The sequence below is a fragment of the Pseudoalteromonas sp. SR43-2 genome (assembly GCF_014163885.1).
Taxonomy (GTDB): Bacteria; Pseudomonadota; Gammaproteobacteria; order Enterobacterales; family Alteromonadaceae; genus Pseudoalteromonas; species Pseudoalteromonas distincta.
On sequence record NZ_JACJED010000001.1, the window covers coordinates 219,863 to 246,096 of the forward strand.

Consider the following 26,234-nt stretch of genomic DNA (forward strand, 5'->3'; position numbering starts at 1 on the left):
GTGCGCTTTAGCGCATAGAATAAGCGTAGCTAAAAAAAGAGTTTAATCTAGGCTTAACGCCTATTAATGCAAAAAAAAGGCTGATTTATCAATCAGCCTTTAGTCTGTTATTACTTTACTTGCTTATTTAACGTCAAAATGGCGATTAAAGAAGTTTGTAATTGTTTGATGTAAGTGTGTTTGCACTTGTTTACCGCGTAGGCTGTGCTTAGAGCCTGGGTAGGTCATCATTTCAAACTGTTTTTCGTTATCTTGCAGTTGTTTAAACAACTTAGTTGAATGCGTAAACAATACGTTGTCATCAGCCATTCCATGGTAAATCATTAATGGGCCTTTTAAGCCATCAGCATATGGAAATACTGCGCTGTCTTCATAGCCTTTAGCATTTGTATCGGGGTGACCTAAATAACGCTCTGTGTAATGTGTATCGTATAGAGCCCAATCGGTTACTGGAGCACCTGATACGCCGGCTTGAAAGTAATCGCCCGCTTTAAACATAGTCATAAGCGCCATGTAGCCGCCGTAGCTGTGGCCATAAACACCGATGCGTTGTGGGTCTACGTAATCAAGTGTACGTAAAAATTCTACGCCTTTAATTTGATCGGCAACTTCAACCACACCTAAATGTTTATAAATAGCATCTTCAAACTTTTTACCACGGTTGTACGAACCACGGTTATCCAGTTGAAAAATTACGTAACCTTGTTGCGCCATGTACTGAAAGTACAAGTTTTTACTGCGCCAGCTATTCGTCACTCGTTGAGCATGCGGGCCGCCGTATACGTTAACAATAACAGGGTGCTTTTTGCCATCAGCAATGGTGCTAGGCTTAAATAAACGGTAATGCATAACTTGGCCATCATCGGCTTTAATTGTGCCGTATTCTGGTTTTGCTAAGTCGCTTAAATAAGGAGTAAGGGGGTGGCTACTATCAAGCTTATTTTCTTCAAGCCAGGTAATGAATTCACCGTTTACTTTACGAAGTGCTGCTGAGTTTGGTTTATTATCAGACGAGCTATTATCGATAAAGGTTTTGCTGTCCTTTGCTAGCACAACATTGTGGTACTGACCTTTTTCGGTAATACGTTTAGAATCGCCTTTTTTAAATAAAGGCGCGCTGTATAAATGGCTTTCAAGCGGTGTATCTTTTCGGCCGGCAAAGTAAACAATGCCTTTTTTCTCATCAATACCTTTTAAGCTATCAACAGCCCAGTCACCTGAGGTAATTTGGCGAACAAGTTGACCGTTTGTACGATACAGATATAAATGTTTAAAGCCGTCGCGCTCAGATGCCCATACAAAGTGTTTTTTGTCTTTTAAAAACTCAAGATCAAAATGTAGGTTTATCCACGTTTCGCTGTTTTCGGTCAGCGCTACTTTTTGGGCTTTAGTTTCGCTGTTATAAAAACGCAGTTCTAATTTATGTTGCGAGCGATTTTGCCATTGGTACGACAGTGTATGGCCGTCTTTTAGCCATTTAGCACGCGCGATATAAATGTCTTCATCTTTACCTAAATCAATCCAATCTACTTTTTGGTCGTTTAGCTTAACCACACCAAGTTGAATTTTAACATTATCGGTACCTGTAAACGGGTAGCGCTGGTTAAATAATTTAACTTCGTCAGCGTAAATTTCGTTACGGATAGCTTCTTTTACAGGGGTTTCGTCAACGCGGGTATAGGCAATTTTAGTTTCATCACCTGACCACCAGTAACCTGTCATACGGCTCATTTCTTCTTGAGCAACAAATTCGGCCATACCATTTTTAATTACGCCGCCGCCATCTTTACTAAGCTGAATCTCTTTACCTGATTCAAGCTCTAAAGCATAAAGGTTTTGCTCTCGAATAAACGATACGTAGTTACCTTTAGGTGAAAAGCGTGCATCGGTTTCAAATGCTTCAGTGTCGGTTAGTTTTTTACTTTTAGCTGAGGCTAAATCGTAATAATAAAGGTCACCATTGAGTGGGAATAAAAGTGCTTTGCCATCTTTAGACCATTTGTATTCAAGTATGCCTTTACCAAAAATACGTTGGCGTTCGCGGCGTGCTTTTTCTTCATCTGATAGGTTTTCTGGGCCTGAAAATAACTTTGCCGAATCAACTAGCACACGGTTGGTGTTATCTTTTAGATTGTATTCCCATAAATCGTAGCGGTTGTAGTCATCGCTTTTGCCTTGTAGGTAAGTTACACGGCTGCCGTCAGGCGAAAATTTAAGTTGTACAGGTGATTTACCAGAAAGGCTCGGATCGTCAAAAATTCGCTCCAGCGATAAAGGTTTTGCTTGAACACTAATAGCGCCAACCATTAACGGTATAGCTAGTGAGAGGTGTTTTATTTTTTTTAGCACAAGGTTGCCTTAGCTTATTATAAATATTGCTTTGATGGTAAAGCCAAGCGTGTGCAACTGCAACTAAATGCTATAAAGTGGCGATTATCAAAGACAAAGTAGGACATAGCAATGACTCACCCTGAATTTAAACTAGCGCCAGAACTTAAACGCGACTGTATAGAACTTGCCGATTGGCCATTGTGTAAAGTACTTTTATTGAACGACAGCTTGTATCCATGGTTTGTATTAGTGCCTAGGCAGGCTAACTTAAAAGAGATAATTGATTTATCTGAGGATGATCAAATTGTTTATTTAAAAGAGTCAGCCAAGCTAAGTAAATTATTAATGGATGTATTTAAACCTGATAAATTAAACATAGCGGCTTTAGGTAATATGGTGCCGCAATTGCATATTCATCATATTGCGCGTTTTACGAGTGATGCTGCATGGCCTGCGCCAATATGGGGTAAACACCCAGCAGTGCCTTATACAGATCTACAAATTACAGAGCTAAAAAAAGCGCTGCATTTATAAGCTGCAACGCTTTTTTAGGGTTTAACTAAGTTTAACTAAACTTATTTAAGCCCTAGTATTTCCTTACCTTGCTTAAATGTTACATCTACAGGGATATTAGCTTTACTTAGTTTTTCTAAGTCTTTAGCAAGTTCTTCTTTAATGTCGCCATGCGTTGCAATTAGTTGATCTACTTTTTCGTAATCGCCATCACCTTGCAGAGTTAAAATTAAGCGAGAAAGCTTGGCCATTGCAATGCTCATTTTTTCCATATTAACGCGGTATAAGCCTTCTTCATTTTTAGAAAAAGCACCTTCTTGAGCAAAAAAGTTAAAGCGGATCATATTTGCTTTACCATGCGCGCTTGATGCGCCAAAACGAACTGAGCGGAATATACCAGCCATGAAGGTCGTGTAATAATCTTCAATAGTGCCTTCAGTTATTTCGCCTTTTTTAAGTAACTGTTCAATCATGTATAGACCTAAAATATCGGCTTTACCTTCTTCAAGGGCACTTGCGTGTTCTTGTAATGATTGACGAACAGTACCTTTACCAGTAATTGTATTTTTAATACCTAAACCGTGAGCCACTTCATGGAACATCGTATTGGCAAAAAATGCATCAAAAGTAATGTGTTTACGCTGCTCTGGTACAATTAACTGCTCTGAAATTGGCACTAAAATTTTATCAAATTTAGCACGCATTGCGTTTTTAAGTTGCAGACGACGAGTTCCTTTTTCTAGCTGTACTTGCTCATCGTTTGGTAAGTTAATTGCAATTGTTTTACTACCCGCGTTTGAATGCCCAGCGTAGTAAACAACATCATATGCATTTAGGTCGGCGTCAGAGCCTGGTACTTCTTGTTTGTACTTAGCATCTACAGGTAAGCCTTTTTGAAGCTCAGGTAAAAATGCTGCAAATTTAGCTAAGCGTTCGCTCCATTTTAAATCTTTAATAAGTACGTAAGATTCATAAGCTGCGCGGTAACCAAATAATTGATCTTCATAAGTTTCAATTGGACCAATAACCACATCTACTGGGTTATTTTTCATATCCATCCAAGCAAAGTCAGATACTTGGAAGTCATCTTTTTGTAGAGCATCGGCACGCAAGTTTAGATAGTTAGCAAATTCTTTATCGTCAGCAAGCTTGCTTGCTTCACGTAAAATATCAGCGGCTTTTGCAAGCTCATCAGCGTATTCTTTTGAATATGGCACGCTGTAAAGCTTGCCTTGCTCATCACGCTTAATTACAGAATAAAGCCCTGTTTTGTCTTCAACGTCTGCATTGTTTAACTCTTCTTTGGTTATATCAGCAGGGTAAAACTGTGCGCCAAGAGGTTTTTCTTTATAGCTGGATAAAAATGCTTCATCACCATTTAAACGATCCCATGGACCATAGTTAATATCAGCAAATTTACGTACTTTTCCATCGTTTAGTTTTGCTAAAAAAGCATCTTTATTTTCACCAAATGCTTGCTTCCAAAATAACTCATCCATTATTTTTGAAGCGTCAATAAGCTTTGCAACCATTGCTCGTTGATTATCGCTTAAGTGCGATAAATCACTTTGTAAGCTAAAGTCGGTGTAAATATCTAAACGTTGTTTATCTGCATTAATAAGCTTAGGGCCTGACTGTGCACTGCTTTTTTGAGCAAGCTCTACGGCTGTGTTGTCGGTAGAAGACGGCGCTTTTTCAGAACATGCGCTAAGAAAAACAACACCAGAGAGCATAATTGCTTGGCTAATTTTATTTAAGATCATTATATTGCCTGTTAAAAAGTAAGTTTAATAATTTGTACTGCTTTAGTTAAAATATTAAGTATGTACAAACGCTTCCTTATTGTGAGTGCATTAAAGCAAAACTAAATGGTAAATAGCAAGTATTTGGCGTTGTAAGGCAAGCATGAGCGGTAAAGCATTATAAATAAAAATAAACTTCTATAATTTTCTTAACTTTATCGGTAAGTTAGACAATACTAATTATATTACTAATACGAAAATTAAATGCCTGAGTTTGCGGTTACTTTACAGGCTGAACACAAAAGGATGGCAGCTTTATGTCTACAGAAAACGCTTTATTAACGATTCTAGTCGATAGAATAAATAACGATACGTTGGTTTTACCAACGCTACCTGAAGTAGCGATTAAGGTTCGCCAAGCTGCAGATAACCCAGATGTGAATTTAATCCAAATGTCAGATGTAATCTCACAAGATCCAGCGCTTTCAGCTCGTATGATAAAAGTAGCTAATAGTGCGATTATGGGACGTTCTGTAAAAGTATCTAATTTACAACAAGCAGTGACTCGTATTGGATTACGTCAAATTAAAAACATTGCTACAGCTATGGCTATGGAACAATTATTTGTATCAAATAATGAGCTAATTAAAGGCTACATGGGTAAGGCATGGCAAAAAACATTAACCGTTGCTAGCCATTCAATATCACTCATGGAGTTTTATTTAAAAAATAGTAAGCACACGTCACTAAACCGCGATTCTATTACACTAGCCGCACTTGTTTATAATATTGGTGTATTACCAATTTTAACTGAAGCTGAGCGCCACCCAGAGGTGTTTGCTAATCCAAGCTTTTTGGCTCATGCAATTCAAAAGCTTAGCGGAAAGGTTGGCTCATCTATTATGCAAGCGTGGGAATTCCCTAAAGAGTTTGTTGATGTAGCTCAGAGCTGGGCTGACCCAAGTTACAAACCTGAAAAAGTAAGTTACGTGGATTTTATTCGAGTAGGGGCTATTTTAGAGGGCACGTTACAAGTTTCTGATAAGTCTGCAGCGCTGCAAACGTATATAGACAAAGGCGTTATACCGTCTATGCAGCTATTCACAAGTGATGAGTACAACGACATGCTAAAAGATGTGAAAAACATGTTTAGCTAAAAGTGCCTTCCTACACAACCAAAAAGGGTTAACTTGCGTTAACCCTTTTTTAGTTTTATTTTTCGGTGGTATTTTCTGTTTTAGTTTTTTCGTATCGCTTTATTCCTGCTACCCATGTTTGCAGTACGTTTGTTTTGTATATCTCCTCAACAGGCACTTTAAAGTAGTCTTTATCAATTAAAATAAAGTCGGCCCATTTACCTTTTTCTAAACTACCCACCTTAAATTCTTGATGAGCTGCATAGGCGCCACCAAGAGTAAATGCACGTAATGCATCTTCGCGGCTTAGTACTTCACTTGCGCGCCAGCCCTTTTCCGGTAGTTTGTTATGATCCATGCGTGTAATGGCTGAATACAAACCATCAAATGGATTTGCAAGCTCTACAGGGTAATCAGAGCCCGCAGCAACCACCGAACCTTGCTGTAAAAATGTTTGCCACGCGTAGGCGCCGCTTAGTTGTTTTTCAGTTAAACGCTGCTCTGCCATATGCATATCAGAAGTGGCATGCACCGGCTGCATTGAAGGGATTATTTTTAACGCTTTAAAGCGAGGGATATCATCAGGGGTTACAATTTGGGCGTGCTCTATTCGGTTTCGCAGTAATATACCGCCCGTTTTTTTAAACACATTTTGATAGGCATCAAGTACTACTTTATTTGCTTTGTCGCCAATGGCGTGAGTATTTGCGCTAAAGCCGCTTTTAAAGCTTTGTGTAAAGAGTGCTTCGAGTTTCTCTTGTGTTTCAAGCATTAAACCATGGTGACCAGGTCTGTCTGCATATTCTTCAATAAGTGCTGCACCACGAGAGCCCAGTGCGCCATCGGCGTAAACTTTAACACTGCGAATTTCCATAAAGTCATTTTTGTCGTGGTACCGGCCTGCCTTTAACATTGTGTCTAAATCAGGGCTTGCACCACTTAACATTGCCACAATACGCAGTGGTAAATTACCAAGGTCGCCGCGCTCTTTGTAAACCTCCCATGTGGTTTTATCAATACCTGCATCGTGAGTAGAGGTAATGCCTAAACTTAATAAATGTTTACCAGCTGCATCTAGTGAGTCACTTATATCTTGTTTTGAAGGGGCTGGCATATGCTGTGTAATTAGCGATTCTGCTTTGTCTACAAAAATACCCGTAGGATTGCCAAATTCGTCTTTAATTATCTCACCGCCTTCAGGTGCTTTTGTTTGGGCGGTAATACCTGCAAGTTCGAGCGCTTTTGAATTAACCCAAATGGCATGGCTATCAACTCGAGAAAGCACCACAGGTCGATCGTTAACTACTTTGTCTAAATCTTTAGCCGTAGGAAAGCGTGTATCAGGCCATAGCTCTTGGTTCCAACCTCGCCCTATAATCCAACCTTGTTTGTTATCGGCAAATACTTTTAGTTTATTCGTTACTTCATCAACCGATTTTGCACCGCGTACATCAAGTTGCGATAAATTATCGCCAAGGCCAATAACGTGCCCATGAGCATCAATTAAGCCTGGTAATAAGGTATTACCGTGCGCGTCAATTAGCTTGGCATCTGGGTAGCTATCTTTAAGTGTATCGCTACCTAGTTTTACTACCTTGCCATTTTTAATAACGAGGGTAGTAAACTGCTGTACTTCACCTTGATATAAAGGGGTATAACCGTTGGCATTATAAATTACTTTTGTTTGTGCAATAGTGTAACTAGAACTAGCGCAAAGGCTGGCTAGTATGAGTGGTTTGATTATTTTTTTGAGCGGCATAGTTACTTAATTTTTATTGTTAATTTACTTACATTAACAAACTTGATTTTATAATACCAATGAATTGATAGGTCTCATTTTAAGGTTTTTCTCTATACTAACTGTTTACAAAATAGGTAATTGATGTGAATATTTAGTATGTAAAACAATCAATAAAGCATAAGGAAACGCTATGAAAGCCCTCTATTTATTACTCCCATTAACTTCATTACTTGTGGCATGTGGAGCAACACCTACGACAGAGGAAACTGTTGAAAAGCTAGATTATATAGATTTATCAAGTGTTGAGCTGCGCGATAGGGTGAAAAACTATTGGAATATTTTAACAAGAACAGAACCACAATATCCAATAGCTGCTGCAAAAAAAGGTCTTGCAGGTTGTGTAGAACTCATGACTATCATTAATTCTGAGGGTAGGGCGCAAGGATATAAAGTAACCTCCTCATATCCTAAAGGGTTATTTGATGAAGCCGCAGCTCAATCTTTAAGTACATGGGCCTGGTTGCCTACTAACGTAAATGTAGCTAAACAGCCTGTTCTTACTCATATTAGAATTGATTTCACTATTGAATCAAAACCAGTAGGTGAAAAATATTTAAAGAATTGTCCGGCTGGCGAAGCATTTCAAATAACGGGAGAAAGAAGAAAGTCATAAGATTTTAAGTGGAGTATTTATATACCTCACTTTGGTGGTGCGTTTGCATAACAGGTAATTGATGCAACTACTTAAAAAATTATTTATAACGAATTGATAAGGAAATGCTATGAAAGCTCTCTATTTATTACTCCCCTTGAGCATGATGCTGACAGTCTGTAGCTCAATGTCTGATAAACAAATAAACGATGAAATGCCGAGTTTTATTGATTTATCAAGTCCTGAACTGCGAAGTAAGGTAGGTGAATACTGGGATGTTGCTAAAAGAGTTGAGCCGCGATATCAGATAGAAGCTGCAAAGAAAAGTATTTAAGGCTGTGTTGAGTTTGCTATGTTAATTAATTCACAAGGTGAAGCCCAAGGGTATAAGGTTGTCTCGTCTTACCCTGAGGGCGTGTTTGATATTGATGCGGCAGCTGCTGTGGGTTTATGGAGCTGGAAACCGACAGTTGAAAATACGAGTAAGCAACCGATTCTAACTTATCTCAAAATGGATTTTATGGTGAGCCCAAAACCTACTGATGCAGAGTACTTAGCGCATTGTTGTAAAAATAAAGTCTAAACGTAATTAATAGTATAAATATAATAAGCTAGGTGTTTGTGTACCTAGCTATAAGATTACATACTTGCATATAAACTGTATTCACTTAGCGTTAGCTTGCCGTCTTTGTCTTGATCATAGCTTGAAAATCGAGACCACAAAGCGGGGTCTACAGCGGTTTCTGAACGTGTTAAAAAACCATCCTGGTTTCTATCAAGTTTTTCAAATTGCTCTGCAACATTGTTGCTTGCAGCAAAGCCTAATGTGCTAAAAATACTAAACGCAAAAAGCGCTATATAGCTTGTTTTTTTCATGAAAAATACTCAGTAGAGGTTATTGGTAAGGTAATTTTTAAATTCGATTAACGAAATTTGGTTATCTTGGTTTTTGTCCCATTTTACGAATGTGTTTAATAGTTGTGGTTGGGGATCAAGTTCGTCATGCGTTAAATAGCCACTTTTGTCGCTATCGAGGTGATCAAAGCGTTGCTTTACATCAAGTGCAGCGGCATCAAAGCTTAATAGCATTAAGATGCTTATAATAAGGGGAAGTATCTTCATGGTGTTCCTTCCAAAAGATGTATTTAAAGTTTGTGGCTAAAATAAAGTGAAAAGGAAAAAGCACTTGCCGTAATTTAACTCCCAACATTAAATCCTTTTACACACTCCCTCAGGGATTATGGCAAATGCTTTTAATTCCAGTTTACCTATAACAAGCTTAAGTAAAGCTTAATCAGTAATTACTCATTAAGGTTTAAAGCTTTCAAATTCTTTTTTTGAGACTTTTTCATCACCGTCTTCATCTAAGTCGGCAAACTGTCTCATTACTTCCTTGTCTTCCTTTGCTTCTGCAATTGATATTTGTCCGTCCATGTCTTTATCTAAGTGGGCAAAGCGCACATTTGTTGGCGATGCAATTACGGTGGCACTAATTGCTAAAAACATTAATGAAAAAGCGGCTATAAGTTGTTTCATAATCACGTTCCTTATTAAATGAGTTTATTGAATAAATTTTTTGAATTCATCTAGCGACAATTGCCCATCTTGATTAGTATCAATTTGAGAAAAATTCTCGTGTAGCACAGCATCTTCACCTGCTTCGGCTTCACTCAATGTGCCGTTACTGTCTTTATCAAGTTCGTTAAAAGTCGCGTGAACGTCCATTGCGTGTGCATTAGCGCCTAAAAAGCCTAAAGCCAGTAATGATGAAATTACTAAAATGCGTTTGTTCATAATTATTTCCTTATTGATTAAAGTTATTACTCCTATTACAAAAATGGTGCCAATAATAATTGTTGTTATTTTTCAATTGGTTATTGTTTTTGCTTTAAGCCAGTGAGAAGTTTTTACTGGGTTTATTGTAATTTTTGTGCGCCTTTTGCAACACTATTTAGTGAGGTTGAAAGGGAATTTATTAAAATCAACGAGTTACGTTGTCTCTATTTGGCGACACATTGTTTTATAGTGCTGGCTGTTAATCGTATTAAATATAATTGCTGGTTCAGCTAGTGTATAAGGTAAGCACTTAATAATAGAGCGCTTAACTTAAAAGGACTAAACGAAATGCCAGCAACCATAGCTAAAAAATACCAAGCAATGCTTAACTGGCGGCCTAATTTAATTGGGCAATTTGCAATGAGTATGCTGCTTTCGCTACTTCCGCTTTCTATAGTGGTGATCGTATTTTTAAATGCGCTTAATAAGCAATTAGCGGTTACTCAAAGTATTGTGAGTAGTAACTACCAAGTTACCAAATCGTTTAACACTTTAAAGCAAGAACTCAACAGCCTTGAACGCGCTACTAGGCAAAACTGGGTATTAAAAAGTGAATCGCTTGATAAGCTCATTGTCGATAAATGGCAATCATCCCTACAAAGCATTGATGAACTCAAATTTGTAAACCCGAATAAAGAGTATATCAACCAATGGCAACGCTTATATACCACCTTACAAACCGCGCATGTAAAACTCGTTGAGCAAAAACAACAACAAGCTGAGCTATTTGTGCCAGTGAGCGATTTAATTGCTGAGCTTACTTTATGGTTACGTGATAAAAACGAAGCGCAAATTACCAATAACCAAAATGAGCTTACAAGCCTGCAAGCGTCATTTATAAACTGGCTGGTGGCACTAATTCCGCTGACTTTAATTGTTGGGGGAGGTTTTTTATGGCGCATAAGTGGGCGGCTAAAAGGGTTAACTACGGTTATTGATAAGCTTGGGCAGGGGCATTGGCAGCAAAAAATATCTGTGAAAGGTTCAGCTGAGCTTGTTGAGCTAGGAGAAAAGCTCCAATGGGTACAAGAACAGCTTCATATGCTTGAGCAGCAAAAAGATACTTTTTTACGCCATGTAACTCATGAGCTAAAAACGCCGCTTGCTTCAATGGTTGAAGGCACTGATTTATTAACTGATGAAATAGTAGGTCCAATTACTGCTGAGCAAAAAGCGGTGCTTGAGCTTATTAGCCAATCTATGGTGCGCCTTCGCGCAATGATTGACAGTTTGCTGAGTTATAATGCGATTCGCACCAGTAAAGACAGCTTAAGCGAAGTTGAGTTTAGTCTTCTTATTAATAAAATTAATAGCCATTTTGAGCATCGCTTAACTGCGCGTCAGCAAGCTCTGCAGTGGCAAAATACTTTACCGAATAAACCGCTTGCTTTACCTAGTGAGCTTATTGAGATGATTTTAATTCAGCTTATTTCAAATGGCTTAAAATTTTCAGAAGATAAGCAAAGCGTTACTATTAATTTAGCGCTTGAGCAAAACCAGCTTTGTATCGTTGTACTTGATAAAGGGTGCGGTATTAAAGAGCAAGAAAAAACTCAAATTTTCAGCGCATTTTATCAAGGTAAACACAGTAAAAATGTTACGCTGCAAGGCAGTGGACTGGGTTTAACTATTGTAAAAGAGTCTGTTGAACAGCTAAGAGGTACACTTAGTGTTGAGCATAACGAGCCACATGGTTGCCGGTTTTCAATTAAAATTCCCATAACAAAAAATCTAGGAGTTAATTAACATGCGCTTGCGTTTAATCGCTATTTTATGTGTGCTCAGTAGCAGCATGGTTATATCAGGTTGTGAAATTAATAATGGGCAAGAAGAGCGTGTGTCAATTACACCTGCACCTGTGGTCGATACAAAAAAAACGACCGACAAAAACAGTAACCCTAGTCCAAAACCTAGACCAAAAATTGAACCAAGCTATCCTCCTGCAGAGCAAGTTATTGCATGGCACGCTAATCAGTGTGGCGGGTTTAAATTGGTACCTAGCAAAGATGTTTTTACAGGCGAAAACGAGCTTAAACGCTTTTTTAAATTTATGTGCTTAAACATAAATAATGATCCAAATACGGTAATGACTCAGTTGCTAAAGCTCGATCTTGCTTACTTTTGGCCTGATGACATAAAGCAATATTTATGGCTTCAAAAGCAGCAAGTAACTATGCAAATAAATGCTAAAAAAGAGCAGCAAGCACTTAATAATAAAATGCAAGAAACCCTCTCATCGTTAGCAACGATTGAGCAGCAACTTTTACTACGAGAAGAAACGAAGGAGCAGTAACGATGGCCGCAACTAAAGTACAAGGTGCAAAAGTATTACTCGTAGACGACGACGCTAGCTTATTAAAACTGCTCGCTATTCGTATTGAATCAAAAGGATACGAAGTAACAACCTGCGAAAGCGGCTTAACTGCACTACAAATACTTAAAAGCCAAGTGTTTGACGCCGTAATAACCGACTTACGCATGGATGAAATGGATGGTATGGCACTGCATCGTCAGCTGCAAAGCCGCTACCCAGCATTACCTGTCATTATGATGACAGCGCACGGCTCAATTCCTGATGCCGTAGAGGCAACTAAGCAGGGCATTTTTGCATTTATAACTAAACCAGTGGATAAAGATGAGCTATTTGACAGCCTTGCTAAAGCGATAGAAATTCATGGTGTTAACGCCGATGAAGCTGCACCTAAAAGTAATATAGTTACGCGCAGTGGTGCAATGCTGCACTTGTTAGAGCAAGTAAAACTACTTGGGCCAACGCAAGTTAATGTACTTATTTCGGGGGCTAGTGGTACTGGTAAAGAGCTACTCGCACAGGCGATTCATCAGCATAGCCATGTAAGCAGTGGCCCTTTTGTTGCAATTAACTGCGGCGCTGTACCAGGGGAGCTTTTAGAGTCTGAATTATTTGGTCATAAAAAAGGCTCGTTTACGGGTGCAATTAAAGATCACCAAGGTTTGTTTCAACAAGCACAGGGTGGCACGTTATTTTTGGACGAAATTGGCGATATGCCGCTTAACTTACAGGTTAAGTTACTGCGCGTATTACAAGAAAAAACAATTCGCCCAGTAGGTTTTCAAGAAGAGATAGCAATTGATGTACGCATAGTGTCGGCAACACATAAAAATCTTCCTGAAGCTATTTTAAACCAGCAATTTAGAGAAGATTTATACTATCGCTTAAACGTAGTTAATTTAAAATTACCGCCACTGTGTGAGCGCCGCGAAGATATAAGCTTATTAGCACAGCACTTTAGTGCAAGCATTGCTAAGCGCATGAACCAAACTGAAAAACACTTTGCAAGCGATGCTATGCATGCGCTTGTACGTTACGACTGGCCAGGTAATATCCGCCAATTACAAAACGTAGTAGAGCAGGTTGTAGCATTAACGCCAAGCGATGTTATTTCAGAGCATTTAGTGTTAGCTGCGCTAAATAGTAACGAAACAAACGTAGAACCATTATCACTAAACGACGCTAAAAAAGAGTTTGAGCGCGACTATGTAATTAACACTTTAAAAATGGCAGGTGGTAACGTAGCTGAAGGCGCTAAGCTTGCCAAGCGCAACCGCTCAGATTTTTATAAGTTGATTAAAAAGCATAATATTGATGTTGATAATTTAGGTTAAGGAAAAGCATGCAGTTATTTATGGTGTATTTAGGTGGCCGGATTCAAGGTTGCCACATTGAAATGCATGATATTCGTTTTGTAGTAGGGGAGAATATAGAGCAAACCTACTCAAAGTTAAAAAGCCAATGGGTAGGCGACAGAAGTAGTGTTCACATGGATAGCTACATGGCAATTAATCATATTGATGGCTTTAAAGTAGAAGTTGTTGATAGCTATGTGGAGCAAAATAAACAACTCTATTTTGTAAATTTAGGCGCTTACAGAAGTGATTCCATGGCTGAGCAACATGACTTTGCACTGTATGTTGCAAGCAGTAGCCATGAAGCTAAAGAGCGCGCTAAAAACGATTTGCTCGCAGGGCTTAGTCATATTCATAAAGATGATTTACATGATGTGGACGATTGCTTTGCCATTGATTTACTCGACAGCCAGCTAAACATTAAGCTCACGCCCAGCGGTATATCGCAGCCGATAAAGCCAGACTGGTTTGGCTATCACATACTTTAAATTATAATAAGTAGCTAAAACAGAGTAGGATTAAGAGTCCTGCTCGTTTTGTTCATCCTTTTCGCTTTTAGCCGCCATTTTAAACGCCACAATAACCAACCCAAACATAGCAAACGGCAGTGCTGCCAACATGTATTCAACCACATTACTGTCTTGAAAATTTGCTTGTAGTAAAAAGTGACCCGCCACACACATCAAAATAACCACTAATAAAATGGGTAGTAACATGAGTTCTTTTTTTGATGAATGGTTTTTCATTAATTGTGAGGCTATAGCTAAAAATAATGCGCCATTGTAATGAGCTTACTTAAGCTTGGCAAATACCGCAGAATTTTTTAATTAATGATATGATTAGCGTCAAACAATTGGGCAAGTGTTATTGGGAATAAAGTGAAAAGTAACTTAAAACAAGTTTACCTCGTTGGCGGTGCAGTGCGCGACAAACTGCTAAATATAAAATCAAAAGATAACGACTATGTAGTGATTGGGGAAACACCAAAAACGATGGAATCGCTTGGTTTTGTGCCAATAGGTAGTGACTTTCCGGTTTACTTACACCCAAAAACAAAAGAAGAATATGCACTAGGGCGCACAGAGCGTAAAAGTGGCAAAGGCTATACAGGCTTTGTGGTTGATGCCAGCCCAACCGTTACGCTAGAAGAAGATTTAGCAAGGCGTGATTTGACCATAAATTCAATGGCGCTTGATGAACACGGTAATATTATTGACCCGTTTAATGGCCAAACTGACTTACAAAATAAAACACTGCGCCACACCACTGAGGCATTTGTAGAAGACCCTGTTCGAGTACTGCGTATTGCCCGTTTTTTAGCGCGCTATGGCAGTGATTGGCGTATTCACCCAAGTACCTATGCATTAATGCGCGAGCTTAAAAATAAAGGTGAGCTCAATCATTTAGTATCTGAGCGCGTGTGGCTTGAAACTGAAAAAGCACTGGGTGAAAAGCACCCTGAGCTTTATTTTGAAGCACTGCAAGGTTTAGGTATTTTTCCAGAACTTGAGCGCATGGTTAATGTACCGCAACCGGCAAACCATCATCCTGAAGGGGATGTATTTGTGCATACTATGTTGGTACTTAGGCGTGCAGCCGATTTGAATTTTAACTTAGAAGCACGCTTTGCTGCACTTACCCATGATTTTGGAAAAGCGCTGAGTTTTAAAAAGTATGGAAACCTACGAGGGCACGAACGCGAAGGTGTTGCAGTTATTGAGGCGTTTTGTGAGCGCTTAAAAGTGCCTAACCGTTTTCGTGATGTTGGCGTACTCACCAGTGATAATCACACCCTTTGCCATACAATTGATCAGTTAAGGCCGCAAACTATTCATAAGCTAATAGTGACTAACTTAAATGCGTTGGTACACCCAGAACGTTTTATAGCGTTTACCCAAGCATGCCAATGCGATGCACAAGGGCGTGGTGAAACGCTGGTCGATAAGCCATACCCGCAAGCAGCTAAGCTGCGAGCAATTCATACTGAACTGCAAAAAATGGATAAGAAACAAGTAGTGCAAGATGCACTTAAAAATGGCAAAAAAGGCCCTGAAATAGGCGAAGAAGTAAAACTTGCAGAAATAAACTGCATTAAAGCATTTTTAGAACATGAGAAGTCCCAAGCGTAATAAAATTAGACTAAGTAGTGCGATACGCCTTGGTTTTTAGTCGCGTCGTGCTTTCTTAGCTCTTTGTAATTGGTGTTTTTTGGTTTTACCTCTTCAGACTTGGGCTTTTTAGAGGGCCTGTATAAGTCAAAAATAAAGTCTAGTTCTTCACGCTCTAGTGATGGTTTCATGAGTATTCCTTCAATTTAATACTTTAATATGATGTAGGGTATGGTCATTCGACTGAATAAAAAGTGAATAGTTACATTTGTAGTTGTACTAAATTGCAACCGGCAGCTTTTAAGGGATGAGAGGGAGGTATTTGTTAATTTATATGGAGTTAAGGTAAATTAAAGTAGCTTTTTTTAACTAAAAATATACAGCTGAATTTAACTTATTGCGTACTTACTATTTGCATATAATGCTGTGGCTATAAATATAACGGTACAAATATAACGGTACAAATACAGCCCTAACTATTAGCTAACGGCAGTGTTACGGTAAACACGACACCATTACCTTGCTCGTTGTTTTGCGCGGTTACACTGCCTTTATGGTAGTCGCACACCAGCCTTACAATATAAAGCCCTAACCCCAAATGTGGCTGTTGCTGCATTTGCTGGCTACGTACCGACACCATTGAATCAAAAATATGCTCAGTTAATCCTTCGGGTAACGCAGGGCCTGTGTTTCTCACTGTTAATGTTGCTTTATTTTCGCTCTGCTTAAGGCTTACATTAATAGCCGTATTGGCTTTGCTGAACTCCAGCGCGTTATTAATAAGTTTATCAAGCAGCTGAGCTATAAACTCCGGTGCACCTTGCATAGGTAATTTGCTTTGGCATACATCAAGCGTAAATAACTGGTGTGGGTAAGTAAGCTGATAGCCTTGCATGCAGCCATTTATTACTTTTTGTAAATCAAAAGGCTCAGGCTCGTTGCTTTGAATACTTTGCTCAAGGCGAGTAGCTTCACTCATGGTGGTTATTATTTTACCTAAGCGTTCAACGCCTTCACTGGCGCGGTCGAGGTATTTTTGACTCAGCTCGTTTTGTGGCAAGCTTTGTAAGTTTTCGAGTGATGAGCGCACTACGGCAACCGGCGTGCGCAGTTCGTGGGATAACCGCGACGACATATTCTCTAAGTAATCGGTATAGCCACCAAGTCGGCTCACAATGTTTGAAAAACTACGAGACAGGTCGCCAATTTCATCGTTAGCGTCGCTGTAATTAATACTGCCAGTAACACGCCCTTGCGCATCAATTGCTTGCTCAGCTGTATCGCGCAGCCGCCTAATTCGGTTCGATATGCGTGAGGCAAAAAAGAACAAGGTGACAGTACCAATTAGCATCACAGCTAAAATAACGTTAAACAGTTTTTCGAGTGATTTATTACGCAGCGTACGTACGCCGTTTGTAGTTTCCTCTGCTATTACCGCGCCAATTACTTGGTCTTGAATCCAAATAGGGTAAGCGGCCGATAAAATAACGGCTTTGCTGTCGGGAGTTAAGCGCCAAGACGATGCAGGTTGTCCTTTTAATGCTTTCGCTAAATGTGTGCCCTGCATAGAGGCTACATCGTGAAGGGTATCTAAAAACTCATTTTCGGGGCGCGTTAATATTTTATAGTAAATTGGGTGTAAGTAATTTTGCTCAAAGCGCTGCCACCAAGTTTCAGGTGTTTTGTTAGCAAGCCCATCAGCCCATACGCCATCTGCATTTTGAATAGTACCCGATTGGGCAAGTACACGATGATGGTTATCAACCACCCAAATGCGGCTACCGCTGTGGCCCATACCTTTTAAAATACGGCTAATTTCTGGGGAAGGGACTAATACCGAGCCTAAATCGTTTGGGTTATTTAAGTTTGAGGTCGACATTATTTTAGGCTCTAGCAATGTCTCTTTACTATCTACGTCAACAATAGCAAAGCCAAGTTTGTTGCCTAGCATGCTAATAGGAAAGCGCAGCTCTACGTTATAACCTGATTCGGTACTTTCAAAATAGCCCTGAATTTTTGTAAAAGGGGCTTTGGTATTTGCATCAAACGCATTAACCCAGCCGTCTTGGCGTGGCGCAATAATGTAAGTATTAAACTGGCCGTTAGGCGTTTTTAGGCCAATTTGTAAATAATCGTTATTGGTAATACTTAAGCTATTTTTAGCGCGATAAATAAGAGTATTGTCGGTGACTTTAAATACGGCGTATAAGTAGTTATCAAACTTTCCCACCATATGATCAAACGATAAGTCACTGGCTTGATGTTTGTTATCTGTTTTTTGTAAGTAGCGCTTGTCGTAATGCCAAAATAGCGGTTGATAGCTGTCCCAATCGTTAAGTTTACCGTCGAGCTGAATAGGATTTTTAAGATTGTAAGCGTATAAATCGCGGCCTTTTACTACTTGGTCTAAAAAGTTGGTTTGCTCGTCAAATAATGCGGGGCGCTCATGTAATGCGGTAGCAAGTGCTCGAGTAGTGCCTACGAGAGTTTTTTCTTGGCCTTGGCGTAAAAACTTTTCCATTTCCCATACGTACTCGTAGCCAAGCCACGGTAGCAAAAACAAAAAACATGAAAGTAATATAAATTTACTGCGCAGACCAAATCGTAGCATTAGTGTTGTTCCCACCTGTAACCCATGCCATACACGGTATCTATGCAATCAAAGGAGCTGTCGAGTGCTATAAATTTTTTACGAATACGTTTTACGTGTGAAGTAATAGTGCTGTCGTCTACATAAATTTTTGCATCGCTCATTAAATCGTTACGGCTTTTAACATGGCCTGGTCGCTGGGCGAGTGAATGCAGCATCCAAAATTCGGTTACGGTTAAATCAACTAATTGTTGCTGCCAAAATACCTGCATACGTTGTGTGTCGAGCGTTAACTGCCCGCGTGTTATGAGGGCGTTTGCATCAGCGGGTTGTTCAAGTGCTTCCATTCGGCGAAACAGCGCCCCAATACGTGCAGCCAAGTGAGCCAAGCTAATGTCTTTTGTTAGGTAGTCGTCGGCGCCCATGCGCAGGCCGCATACGGTATCTATTTCGCTATCGCGGGCGGTTAAAAAAATAATAGGCAGTGTTTTAGAAAGCGATCGCAATGTTTGGCACAGTAAAAAACCACCATCTATTTCATTGCCTAGGCCAATATCAACAATGGCTAAATCGGGCAAGGCATTTTTAAATTCAGCTTCAGCGCTGGCGCGATTTTCAAAGCCACTGACTTGGTAGCCCTGTGTGCTCAGCATTTCTATGTAGTTTTCGCGGATTGCGGGTTCATCTTCAACGATGGCTATTTTTTTCATCTTAATCATTATCCTATCGGCTCTGTTGTGCACTATATCGAAGTTTTTAAGCTAAGTACGCTTAAAAAGGCAATTGCCATTTTTTTGCCACAATTGCTCAGCAGTTTGCCATTTTTGATCCCCTTTGTTGCCACTTGAACTTGTTTTAATAGGTCCATCGAAACAAAACATCACAAATTAAAAAGTAAGTTTAAGGATCAAATCATGAAGAAGACATTAATTGCATTAACACTCTTTGCTAGTTTTTGTACTCCAGCAATTGCCTCAACATCTAACACGCCATCAAAAGAAGCCCATAAAGAAACGGCTATTGGTTTAGGTGCAGGCGCTATTATTGGCGGCGTAGTAGGCGGGCCAATAGGTGCGTTTATTGGGGCATTTGCCGGTGGTTTAATAGGTGATTCAAAAGTAGCTGATAACAAAATTGCAGAGCAAGAGCGTGCAATTACGGTTATGAAAGAAAAAACCAGCGATTACCAACACGTGCTTAACCACAACAATATGTTAGAGCAACAGCTAGAAGTGCTTGCCAATCAAAATGAGCAGTTAACTCAAGTTCAAATTAATAACTTATTGGCGATGACGGTGCAATTTAAAACAGGTTCAAGTGTTATTGCCCCGCATTTTGCGCTGCAGTTAGACCAACTGGTTAACTTGTTAAACAACCAACCACAACTCGCACTTGATTTAAGTGGCTTTGCCGATCAACGCGGCGATGAACAAGCCAACCTTTTACTTTCTAGAGCGCGTGTAAATGCCGTGCAAAGCTATTTAATAAAACACGGCGTGAGCCACAAACGCTTAAGCACGCAGGCATTTGGCGAGCAGCAAACATTGGCTAACAGCAACACGGTGGAAGATAACTTTTTTGATAGACGCGTAACGCTTACCACTCGCTCAATAAATCCAGTAAATGGCCAAACGGCGAGTAACTAAAACTAACTGAATCTAAGTAAAGCTAAGCGTTCGATGGGGTGATTTATGTTTAAATTGAGTAAACCAACCAAAATGCTTACTAAGGTAAGCATTTTTATATTCATAGCGATTGTGCTGTTAGTGAGCTTTAAAAGCCATGCGCAATCACCTAAGTTAGAGCTTTTTGATGGTAATGGTGCGCCAGCAGGCCCAGCAATAATATTAAAAAGCGACGCCAATATGACCTTAACTGGCCTAATTAATCATGTTGTAGTTACGCAAACCTATCAAAACGAAAACCCGTTTGCAGTTAACGCGCGCTACGTTTTTCCATTGCCAGATGAAAGCGCCGTGCACGCCATGACAATGCGTATAGGTGAGCGAGTTATTAAAGGCCAAATTGATAAAAAGGTAGAGGCCGAAAAAAAATACGAGGAGGCTAAAAAAGCAGGCAAGCAAGCGGCCCTAGTACGCCAACAACGTGCGAATATGTTTATTACGAATGTGGCTAATATTGGCCCCGGTGAGCAAGTGATTATTGAGCTTGAGTATCAAGAAATAATTGATTACAGCAGTGGCACATTTGCTATTAGATTTCCTACTACCATTACGCCGCGTTATCACGCGATTAGTGGTGAGGTTGAGGTTAATACTCAAAACCAAACGCATACTAACCCACTCCCAACTGGGTGGTTAAGCCCTGTTTACAGCATTCAAAACATCACTCAAAATAGTACTCAAACGGATAACGTACCAAGTAGCCAATTTAGCTTAAACATTGATATAGACGTAGGCTTAGAGCTGGTGGATATCAATTCTAAATTTCACAATGTTGATGTACAAAACACAGCATTTGGGCAATATAAAATAGCGTTAAATGAGACAAATGCAGTTAATCGCGACTTTGTACTTGAGTTTAAACCGCTGCAAAAAGAGCAAGCTCAAGCTGCATTTTTTACTCAGCAGTTTGAAAATGGTGACCGATACGGACTTGCTATGCTAATGCCACCAGGGGATCACTTTACACAAACACAGCGCTTACCTCGTGAAATGGTATTTGTCGTTGATACGTCAGGCTCTATGCACGGGCAATCTATGGAGCAAGCTAAAAAAGCCTTGTTTTATGCACTTTCATTACTTGATAGCGACGACAGCTTTAACATTATTGGTTTTGACAACATAGTGACTCCAATGAGCGATAAACCACTTATAGCCAGTGACTTTAATTTACGCCGTGCAGAGCGATTTATTTATAGCCTAGAGGCCGACGGCGGCACTGAAATACAAGGTGCGCTTAATGCCGTACTTGATGGCAGCGAGTTTGATGGTTTTGTACGCCAAGTTGTATTTTTAACTGATGGCAGCGTAAGCAACGAAGATGCATTATTTAAAAATATTCAAAGTAAGTTAGGCGATAGCCGCTTATACACAGTGGGTATTGGCAGCGCACCGAATAGCTTTTTTATGCGCCGAGCGGCAGATATAGGTAAAGGCTCATTTACGTTTATAGGCAGCACAAGCGAGGTGCAACCTAAAATGCAGCAGTTGTTTGATAAGCTTGCACATCCGGCTATTACTAATTTGGCGCTAAGCGATGAAAGCGGTAAAAGCTTAGATTTTTGGCCATCACCACTACCTGATTTATATTTTGGCGAGCCTATTATGGTCGCTATAAAACTTAATAATGCTAAAAATGTGGTACTTGCTGGGCAAACAGCACAAGGGCCTTTAAGTATTAAATTAAGTACACAAAATAGCTCAAGCGCTCAAGGTATAGCAAAACTGTGGGCGCGCCAAAAAATCAAATCATTACTTTTATACAACGAGGAAAGTGTAGTTAAAGATGAAGTACAGGAGCTTGCGCTTACTCATCAATTACTTAGTCCGTTTACTGCTTTTATAGCGATTGAACAAACTCAAATAAAAGAAGTGGCAGAGCAAACGGCGCAAGCTACTAATGCATTACCACAAAGTATGGCAATGCGTTTACCGCAAACCGATGGGCAAAGCAGGTTACATATATTACTAGGCTGTATTTTATTATTGGGATTTAGCGCCCTTAAAATAAATCGAGGGCTTAAATTAAGCAGGGCACGTAAATGAAAAAGTGGCTAAGCGCGGGTTTACTAATAGCTGGGCTTGGATTATTTGGTCACGGCGCTTATATGCAGGCAAAAGCATGGCTTGCTCAAGTATTAATTGAGCAAGCATGGCAAGAGGCGCTTAAATCACCCGGCACTAAAGTAAAACCGTGGTATTACGCCGACAGCTACGTGACTGCAAAGCTCGATTGGCCAAGCCATAATAAAACATTAAGTGTATTGGCTGGAGCGAGTGGTCGTAACTTAGCGTTTGCGCCTAGCCAATTTTTACCTGCAGGGGAGCTTGGCGGAAAAGAGTTTGGAAACGAAAAGGGCGCGCTAATAGCCGGGCATAACGACACCCACTTTGCATTTTTACAAAACGCCAAAGTGGGAGAGGCGTTTACTTTGCAACTGCAAAGTGGGGTGATTCAAAATTATAAGGTAACGGGGATTGAGGTTATTCATCAATCCCAAAACTCATTTTTACAAACACCTGGGCTGTATTTGCTTACCTGTTACCCTTTTGATTCGCTTGCCTCGGGTACTGATTTAAGGTTGCTTGTATCTGCGCAAATGTCTTCGCCTGATTCACTAAGCGGTATATCAACCACGAGTTCTTGATGGCGCTGGCTTACCATTACGCCAATAAATACCACAAATATGCTCAGCCATTGCCAAACGTTGAGCACTTCGCCCAAAATAATAGCTGACAAAATAAGTGTAAAAATAGGAATTAAATTAGAGTACGCAGCAGCGGTTAATACCGATACCTTGCTAATTGCATAGTTGTACATGCCATACCCGCCAAGGGTTACACACGAGCCTAAATACAAAATGCTCATAAGCGCGGTTAAGTCGTGTTGGTTTTCGCTTGGTAGGTCGATAAAAAACAAAAACGGCGCAAAAAACAAGCTGCCGCTAATACCTTGCAACGCAATTAAAGTCAGGGGCGAGTAGCGATTAGCTAAATGTTTAATACTTACGGTATAAAATGCAGCGCACACCATAGCCATAAGCTCTAAAAAGTTACCTAGTAACGGATTAGGTGCTTGGTCGGTACTTGGTGAAAGAAGCGTAAGTAAAATACTGCCACCTATACACAGCGTAAAACCGACAACAATGGCTTTGCTTATATGCTCTTTAAGTAATACAAAGGCAAGCAACGCAATAATAATAGGTAAGCAAGAGACAATAACACCGGCCTGCGAGGCTGATGTGTATTCCATTGCATGGCCTTCAAATAAAAAGTATAAGCAAGGCTCAGCAAGCGACATACCCACTAAATACTTCCAGTCACCTTTTAAGTACTCAAACCGAATAACGTAGCGCCATAAACAAAGCGACAAAACTAACGTGGTGAGCATGCGTAAAAATATCACCAATGCAGGGTCGTAAATAGCAATGGCGTATTTAAGCGCAATAAAAGAGCTGCCCCATAAAAAGGTGGCAATAATTAAACATAAACTGGCAGGCATAGAGAGTAATTTACTTAATTTAATAAAATCAGATCCTAGCATGAAAATTTTTAACTTGTTCAAAAATACCGAGCTGGTATAAATTAATTCATCTTTAATTAATCAATAGTAAAAAGCACATGCAAAGGGAACAGGTAATAGTTGTAAAGCTTGGTACAAGCGTACTAACTGGCGGCACCGATAAGCTAGACAAAGCACATATGGTTGAATTAGTACGCCAATGCTGCGAGCTTAAAAAGCAGGGTCATCACGTTATTTTAGTATCGAGCGGTGCAGTTGCTGCTGGGCGCGAACAACTATTAAAACCCTGTGGCAGAAGCTTAATTGATAAACAAATGCTTGCTGCAATTGGACAAGGTCAACTTATTCATATTTGGCAGAGCTTGTTTGCTTTATATGGGGTAAATGTAGGGCAAATGCTGCTTACTCGCGCTGATGTAGACGACAGAGAGCGCTACCTTAATGCCCGCGATACACTCAATGCGTTATTAAATTACGATGTTGTGCCCATCATTAACGAAAATGACGCAGTCGCTACCAGTGAAATAAAAGTAGGCGACAACGATAATTTATCGGCACTTGTCGCTATTTTGGCTAATGCTAATAAGTTACTGCTACTTACCGATCAAGAAGGCTTATTTACCAGCGATCCGCGCACAAACGCCGATGCCACCCTCATTGGTGAAGTAACACATATAAACGATGAGCTGCGCCAACTTGCTGGTGGCAGTGGTACAAATTTAGGCACCGGCGGTATGGCAACTAAACTGCAAGCAGCCGACATTGCAAGGCGTGCAGGCGTTGAAGTTATTATTGCTAAAGGCGCAGGCAAAAACGTTATTTTAAAATGCATGAGTGACGAGTTACCAGGCACACGCTTTTTAAAACTCACCGCTCCAAAAGATGGCCGTAAAAAATGGCTACTAGCTGGGCCTAAAAGCACCGGCCAAATTGTTATAGATGCTGGCGCTATTACAGCGCTGCAAAATAAAGGCGCAAGCTTACTCGCTAAAGGCGTTACTAATGCATTTGGACGTTTTGAACGCGGCGATTTAATTGATTTAATAGATAATAAAAATCAAGTGATTGCACGTGGTTTAACGCGTTTTAGCAGTACCGAGGTAAATAAAATCAAAGGCGCACACTCAAATCAAATAGGTGAGTTACTTGAATACGATAGTGGTGCAGAAGTATTGCATCGCGACGACTTAGTATTACTTTAATACCTATTCTAAAGGATTAGTTAATAAGTATTATCTCATAACTTAGTAAATTCATGAGTATTGTCTAGACTAATAAAAGTTTAATTAGTTTAGGCAGTGTAATGAAGGCAAATAAGTGTGGGCACGAATGGATTATTAAGCTTACCCAGCAAGAGGAAGAAAGTGATTTAGATAGCGCATTAATACAAATAATTAGCGACTTGCTCGAAGTTGATAATTTTGCCATTTACGTCAATAAAAATTTTTCAGCCCCCATACCCCCTACTCTTATTAATCCAAATAGTAATTTAGAGCAATTAAGCCCAGATGAAGCATCATTGTTATTACAAAAGGTTACTCAAAATAAAATTAGGGTGAGCTATGCCTTTAGTCGCACAACAAGTTACGTGCCTATTTATCATTTTGGAAAAGTAGTCGGCACTTTATTAATAGAAACCGAGCAAGAATTACCAGAACGAACAACTATGTTAGCTGTACATATTTTAAATATTTATGCTAATCAGCTTGGGCTATTATATAAGTCGCGGTTAGATCCACTTACAGAGCTTTTAAATAGGCAAACATTTGATAAAAAAGTAATTGAGATTGTATCGGGTAACGGTTTTTTGTTACCAAGAAATGATAACAATAAAAAGCGACGTTGGTACTTAGCAATTGCCGATATCGACAACTTTAAAAATATTAATGATAACTACGGGCATGTAATTGGCGATGAGGTTATTTTACTTGTTGCACGGCTACTAAAAAATAATTTTAGAATAGAAGACTATGTATTTAGGTATGGTGGTGAAGAATTCGCAATGTTATTTCGAGCAAAAACAGAGGCTGATGCACATGTTGCACTTAACCGGTTACGCCTTAATGTTGCCCAATACCCCTTTCCACAAATTGGCCAATTAACCATTAGCATTGGTTTTTTAGAGTTAGTGAGTATTGATACTGTATCAAGTATTGTTAATCAGGCTGATTTAGCGCTTTACTACTCTAAAAATACTGGCCGTAATAGAGTTACCTCCTACAGTGAATTAGAAGTTAATAACGAACCAAAGATAGATAACAGTATTGAGCTTTTTTGATTGTAAATTTGTGCTAAAATCTGGCTCCTTAAATTGTTGTAAGCAGAGCACAGAACATGAAATTAGTTCGTTGGTTTTTAGGTTGTATAATCTTATTCTTTAATTTTGTATTTACTCCTCGCAGTAAAAAGCGTGCAAGCGACGAGCAAGCACAGCTTGATCAGCAAACTTCACAATTTAAACTGTATCAATTTAAAGCATGCCCGTTTTGTGTAAAAGTACGTCGTGCTATTAAGCGCGAAGGCTTAAACATAGAAACGCGTGATGCAAAAAATAATGAGCAATATCGTCAAGAGCTTCTTGAGCAAGGCGGCAAAGTTAAAGTGCCTTGCCTGCGTATAGAGCAAAACGGCCAAGTACAATGGTTGTATGAATCAAACGATATTATTGCTTACTTAAACAAAGTAGCTGCATAAACCACTTTTATTATCTCACT

Annotated in this window: 27 protein-coding genes and 1 pseudogene; 16 read left to right on the plus strand and 12 right to left on the minus strand. The window is 39.6% G+C overall.

Annotated features, from left to right (window positions below; translation table 11 throughout):
• Nucleotides 1–123 precede the first annotated feature (123 nt).
• Complete coding sequence (locus tag H5120_RS01090) at nt 124–2,349, minus strand: S9 family peptidase (RefSeq protein ID WP_182673318.1); 2,226 nt, start codon at nt 2,347–2,349, stop codon at nt 124–126.
• A gap of 111 nt (nt 2,350–2,460) precedes the next feature.
• Here H5120_RS01090 and H5120_RS01095 point away from each other — a divergent pair, with 111 nt between their 5' ends.
• Complete coding sequence (locus tag H5120_RS01095) at nt 2,461–2,865, plus strand: HIT domain-containing protein (RefSeq protein WP_182673319.1); 405 nt, start codon at nt 2,461–2,463, stop codon at nt 2,863–2,865.
• Nucleotides 2,866–2,906: 41 nt separating this feature from the next.
• Here H5120_RS01095 and H5120_RS01100 read toward each other — a convergent pair whose 3' ends face one another.
• Nucleotides 2,907–4,607 carry a dipeptidyl-peptidase 3 family protein gene (locus H5120_RS01100; protein WP_182672841.1) on the minus strand — a complete coding sequence of 567 codons (1,701 nt, stop codon included), beginning with the start codon at nt 4,605–4,607 and terminating at the stop codon, nt 2,907–2,909.
• A gap of 296 nt (nt 4,608–4,903) precedes the next feature.
• On the opposite strand from H5120_RS01100, the gene H5120_RS01105 reads away from it, so the two are divergent.
• A complete protein-coding gene (locus tag H5120_RS01105; protein WP_039485043.1) occupies nt 4,904–5,743 on the plus strand; it encodes an HDOD domain-containing protein in 840 nt (279 codons plus the stop codon).
• A gap of 55 nt (nt 5,744–5,798) precedes the next feature.
• Here the strand turns inward: H5120_RS01105 and H5120_RS01110 are convergent, their stop codons facing one another.
• A complete protein-coding gene (locus H5120_RS01110; protein WP_182673320.1) occupies nt 5,799–7,481 on the minus strand; it encodes an amidohydrolase in 1,683 nt (560 codons plus the stop codon).
• Between the two features lie 172 nt (nt 7,482–7,653).
• Between H5120_RS01110 and H5120_RS01115 the strand changes: the two genes are divergently transcribed.
• The 3 genes and pseudogenes from H5120_RS01115 to H5120_RS20165 form a co-directional block, all read left to right on the plus strand.
• Nucleotides 7,654–8,136 carry an energy transducer TonB gene (locus H5120_RS01115; protein ID WP_182673321.1) on the plus strand — a complete coding sequence of 161 codons (483 nt, stop codon included), beginning with the start codon at nt 7,654–7,656 and terminating at the stop codon, nt 8,134–8,136.
• Between the two features lie 109 nt (nt 8,137–8,245).
• Nucleotides 8,246–8,449 (plus strand): hypothetical protein, encoded by a 204-nt coding sequence (locus H5120_RS20160; RefSeq protein WP_259395751.1) that lies wholly within the window; start codon nt 8,246–8,248, stop codon nt 8,447–8,449.
• A gap of 12 nt (nt 8,450–8,461) precedes the next feature.
• A pseudogene (locus H5120_RS20165) lies at nt 8,462–8,698 on the plus strand (energy transducer TonB); the annotation flags it as partial.
• A 56-nt stretch (nt 8,699–8,754) separates the two neighbouring features.
• On the opposite strand, the gene H5120_RS01125 reads toward H5120_RS20165, so the two are convergent.
• From H5120_RS01125 to H5120_RS01140, 4 genes are all read right to left on the minus strand, one after another.
• On the minus strand, nt 8,755–8,991 hold the full coding sequence (locus H5120_RS01125) for an EF-hand domain-containing protein (protein WP_182672838.1): 237 nt from the start codon (nt 8,989–8,991) through the stop codon (nt 8,755–8,757).
• A 9-nt stretch (nt 8,992–9,000) separates the two neighbouring features.
• Nucleotides 9,001–9,237 (minus strand): calcium dependent protein, encoded by a 237-nt coding sequence (locus tag H5120_RS01130; RefSeq protein ID WP_033021630.1) that lies wholly within the window; start codon nt 9,235–9,237, stop codon nt 9,001–9,003.
• Nucleotides 9,238–9,423: 186 nt separating this feature from the next.
• Nucleotides 9,424–9,651: a hypothetical protein gene (locus H5120_RS01135; protein ID WP_024597597.1), complete on the minus strand. Its 228-nt coding sequence runs from the start codon at nt 9,649–9,651 to the stop codon at nt 9,424–9,426.
• A 24-nt stretch (nt 9,652–9,675) separates the two neighbouring features.
• Nucleotides 9,676–9,909 carry an EF-hand domain-containing protein gene (locus H5120_RS01140; RefSeq protein ID WP_002961641.1) on the minus strand — a complete coding sequence of 78 codons (234 nt, stop codon included), beginning with the start codon at nt 9,907–9,909 and terminating at the stop codon, nt 9,676–9,678.
• Between the two features lie 330 nt (nt 9,910–10,239).
• On the opposite strand from H5120_RS01140, the gene H5120_RS01145 reads away from it, so the two are divergent.
• Genes H5120_RS01145 through H5120_RS01160 form a run of 4 tightly spaced genes read left to right on the plus strand, consistent with a single transcriptional unit; the run spans nt 10,240 to nt 14,105 of the window.
• Nucleotides 10,240–11,697 carry a HAMP domain-containing sensor histidine kinase gene (locus tag H5120_RS01145; protein WP_182673322.1) on the plus strand — a complete coding sequence of 486 codons (1,458 nt, stop codon included), beginning with the start codon at nt 10,240–10,242 and terminating at the stop codon, nt 11,695–11,697.
• 1 nt (nt 11,698) lies between these two features.
• Nucleotides 11,699–12,244 (plus strand): hypothetical protein, encoded by a 546-nt coding sequence (locus tag H5120_RS01150; RefSeq protein WP_182673323.1) that lies wholly within the window; start codon nt 11,699–11,701, stop codon nt 12,242–12,244.
• Between the two features lie 2 nt (nt 12,245–12,246).
• On the plus strand, nt 12,247–13,596 hold the full coding sequence (locus H5120_RS01155) for a sigma 54-interacting transcriptional regulator (RefSeq protein ID WP_138488616.1): 1,350 nt from the start codon (nt 12,247–12,249) through the stop codon (nt 13,594–13,596).
• 8 nt (nt 13,597–13,604) lie between these two features.
• Nucleotides 13,605–14,105, plus strand: a complete 501-nt coding sequence (locus tag H5120_RS01160; protein WP_002961636.1) for a DUF1543 domain-containing protein — start codon at nt 13,605–13,607, stop codon at nt 14,103–14,105.
• A 30-nt stretch (nt 14,106–14,135) separates the two neighbouring features.
• Here the strand turns inward: H5120_RS01160 and H5120_RS01165 are convergent, their stop codons facing one another.
• A complete protein-coding gene (locus tag H5120_RS01165; RefSeq protein WP_007581571.1) occupies nt 14,136–14,363 on the minus strand; it encodes a hypothetical protein in 228 nt (75 codons plus the stop codon).
• A gap of 132 nt (nt 14,364–14,495) precedes the next feature.
• On the opposite strand from H5120_RS01165, the gene H5120_RS01170 reads away from it, so the two are divergent.
• On the plus strand, nt 14,496–15,746 hold the full coding sequence (locus H5120_RS01170; RefSeq protein WP_182673324.1) for a multifunctional CCA addition/repair protein: 1,251 nt from the start codon (nt 14,496–14,498) through the stop codon (nt 15,744–15,746).
• A 5-nt stretch (nt 15,747–15,751) separates the two neighbouring features.
• Here the strand turns inward: H5120_RS01170 and H5120_RS01175 are convergent, their stop codons facing one another.
• The 3 genes from H5120_RS01175 to pdsR form a co-directional block, all read right to left on the minus strand.
• Complete coding sequence (locus tag H5120_RS01175) at nt 15,752–15,916, minus strand: hypothetical protein (protein WP_182196201.1); 165 nt, start codon at nt 15,914–15,916, stop codon at nt 15,752–15,754.
• Nucleotides 15,917–16,197: 281 nt separating this feature from the next.
• Nucleotides 16,198–18,336 (minus strand): proteobacterial dedicated sortase system histidine kinase, encoded by a 2,139-nt coding sequence (gene pdsS, locus H5120_RS01180; protein ID WP_182673325.1) that lies wholly within the window; start codon nt 18,334–18,336, stop codon nt 16,198–16,200.
• Nucleotides 18,336–19,025 carry a proteobacterial dedicated sortase system response regulator gene (gene pdsR, locus H5120_RS01185; protein ID WP_182673326.1) on the minus strand — a complete coding sequence of 230 codons (690 nt, stop codon included), beginning with the start codon at nt 19,023–19,025 and terminating at the stop codon, nt 18,336–18,338. Before pdsR ends, pdsS begins: the two co-directional genes overlap by 1 nt.
• Before the next feature lie 204 nt (nt 19,026–19,229).
• Between pdsR and pdsO the strand changes: the two genes are divergently transcribed.
• From pdsO to H5120_RS01200, 3 genes are read left to right on the plus strand one after another with little or no spacing between them, the layout of a single operon-like run.
• A complete protein-coding gene (gene pdsO / locus H5120_RS01190) occupies nt 19,230–19,961 on the plus strand; it encodes a sortase-associated OmpA-like protein PdsO (protein WP_182673327.1) in 732 nt (243 codons plus the stop codon).
• Nucleotides 19,962–20,006: 45 nt separating this feature from the next.
• Nucleotides 20,007–22,043, plus strand: coding sequence for a marine proteobacterial sortase target protein (locus tag H5120_RS01195; RefSeq protein WP_182673328.1), 2,037 nt, complete (start codon nt 20,007–20,009; stop codon nt 22,041–22,043).
• Complete coding sequence (locus H5120_RS01200; RefSeq protein ID WP_182673329.1) at nt 22,040–22,645, plus strand: class GN sortase; 606 nt, start codon at nt 22,040–22,042, stop codon at nt 22,643–22,645. The genes H5120_RS01195 and H5120_RS01200 overlap by 4 nt, the downstream gene beginning before the upstream one ends.
• Here H5120_RS01200 and H5120_RS01205 read toward each other — a convergent pair.
• Nucleotides 22,540–23,499, minus strand: a complete 960-nt coding sequence (locus tag H5120_RS01205; protein ID WP_024597327.1) for a DMT family transporter — start codon at nt 23,497–23,499, stop codon at nt 22,540–22,542. The genes H5120_RS01200 and H5120_RS01205 overlap by 106 nt on opposite strands.
• Nucleotides 23,500–23,618: 119 nt before the next feature.
• Between H5120_RS01205 and proB the strand changes: the two genes are divergently transcribed.
• The 3 genes from proB (at nt 23,619) to H5120_RS01220 (ending at nt 26,214) form a co-directional block, all read left to right on the plus strand.
• Nucleotides 23,619–24,722, plus strand: coding sequence for a glutamate 5-kinase (proB, locus tag H5120_RS01210; RefSeq protein ID WP_182673330.1), 1,104 nt, complete (start codon nt 23,619–23,621; stop codon nt 24,720–24,722).
• Between the two features lie 101 nt (nt 24,723–24,823).
• Nucleotides 24,824–25,798, plus strand: coding sequence for a GGDEF domain-containing protein (locus H5120_RS01215; protein ID WP_182673331.1), 975 nt, complete (start codon nt 24,824–24,826; stop codon nt 25,796–25,798).
• Between the two features lie 56 nt (nt 25,799–25,854).
• Nucleotides 25,855–26,214, plus strand: coding sequence for a glutaredoxin domain-containing protein (locus H5120_RS01220; protein WP_077535797.1), 360 nt, complete (start codon nt 25,855–25,857; stop codon nt 26,212–26,214).
• Nucleotides 26,215–26,234 lie beyond the last annotated feature (20 nt).

Bases quoted from the DNA above. Each gene is read 5' to 3' on its own strand.
- H5120_RS01095 (WP_182673319.1), top strand. From the start codon at position 2,461: ATGACTCACCCTGAATTTAAACTAGCGCCAGAACTTAAACGCGACTGT.
- H5120_RS01100 (WP_182672841.1), bottom strand. From the start codon at position 4,607: ATGATCTTAAATAAAATTAGCCAAGCAATTATGCTCTCTGGTGTTGTT.
- H5120_RS01105 (WP_039485043.1), top strand. From the start codon at position 4,904: ATGTCTACAGAAAACGCTTTATTAACGATTCTAGTCGATAGAATAAAT.
- H5120_RS01110 (WP_182673320.1), bottom strand. From the start codon at position 7,481: ATGCCGCTCAAAAAAATAATCAAACCACTCATACTAGCCAGCCTTTGC.
- H5120_RS01115 (WP_182673321.1), top strand. From the start codon at position 7,654: ATGAAAGCCCTCTATTTATTACTCCCATTAACTTCATTACTTGTGGCA.
- H5120_RS20160 (WP_259395751.1), top strand. From the start codon at position 8,246: ATGAAAGCTCTCTATTTATTACTCCCCTTGAGCATGATGCTGACAGTC.
- H5120_RS01125 (WP_182672838.1), bottom strand. From the start codon at position 8,991: ATGAAAAAAACAAGCTATATAGCGCTTTTTGCGTTTAGTATTTTTAGC.
- H5120_RS01130 (WP_033021630.1), bottom strand. From the start codon at position 9,237: ATGAAGATACTTCCCCTTATTATAAGCATCTTAATGCTATTAAGCTTT.
- H5120_RS01135 (WP_024597597.1), bottom strand. From the start codon at position 9,651: ATGAAACAACTTATAGCCGCTTTTTCATTAATGTTTTTAGCAATTAGT.
- H5120_RS01140 (WP_002961641.1), bottom strand. From the start codon at position 9,909: ATGAACAAACGCATTTTAGTAATTTCATCATTACTGGCTTTAGGCTTT.
- H5120_RS01145 (WP_182673322.1), top strand. From the start codon at position 10,240: ATGCCAGCAACCATAGCTAAAAAATACCAAGCAATGCTTAACTGGCGG.
- H5120_RS01150 (WP_182673323.1), top strand. From the start codon at position 11,699: ATGCGCTTGCGTTTAATCGCTATTTTATGTGTGCTCAGTAGCAGCATG.
- H5120_RS01155 (WP_138488616.1), top strand. From the start codon at position 12,247: ATGGCCGCAACTAAAGTACAAGGTGCAAAAGTATTACTCGTAGACGAC.
- H5120_RS01160 (WP_002961636.1), top strand. From the start codon at position 13,605: ATGCAGTTATTTATGGTGTATTTAGGTGGCCGGATTCAAGGTTGCCAC.
- H5120_RS01165 (WP_007581571.1), bottom strand. From the start codon at position 14,363: ATGAAAAACCATTCATCAAAAAAAGAACTCATGTTACTACCCATTTTA.
- H5120_RS01175 (WP_182196201.1), bottom strand. From the start codon at position 15,916: ATGAAACCATCACTAGAGCGTGAAGAACTAGACTTTATTTTTGACTTA.
- pdsS (WP_182673325.1), bottom strand. From the start codon at position 18,336: ATGCTACGATTTGGTCTGCGCAGTAAATTTATATTACTTTCATGTTTT.
- pdsR (WP_182673326.1), bottom strand. From the start codon at position 19,025: ATGAAAAAAATAGCCATCGTTGAAGATGAACCCGCAATCCGCGAAAAC.
- pdsO (WP_182673327.1), top strand. From the start codon at position 19,230: ATGAAGAAGACATTAATTGCATTAACACTCTTTGCTAGTTTTTGTACT.
- H5120_RS01195 (WP_182673328.1), top strand. From the start codon at position 20,007: ATGTTTAAATTGAGTAAACCAACCAAAATGCTTACTAAGGTAAGCATT.
- H5120_RS01200 (WP_182673329.1), top strand. From the start codon at position 22,040: ATGAAAAAGTGGCTAAGCGCGGGTTTACTAATAGCTGGGCTTGGATTA.
- H5120_RS01205 (WP_024597327.1), bottom strand. From the start codon at position 23,499: ATGCCTGCCAGTTTATGTTTAATTATTGCCACCTTTTTATGGGGCAGC.
- proB (WP_182673330.1), top strand. From the start codon at position 23,619: ATGCAAAGGGAACAGGTAATAGTTGTAAAGCTTGGTACAAGCGTACTA.
- H5120_RS01215 (WP_182673331.1), top strand. From the start codon at position 24,824: ATGAAGGCAAATAAGTGTGGGCACGAATGGATTATTAAGCTTACCCAG.
- H5120_RS01220 (WP_077535797.1), top strand. From the start codon at position 25,855: ATGAAATTAGTTCGTTGGTTTTTAGGTTGTATAATCTTATTCTTTAAT.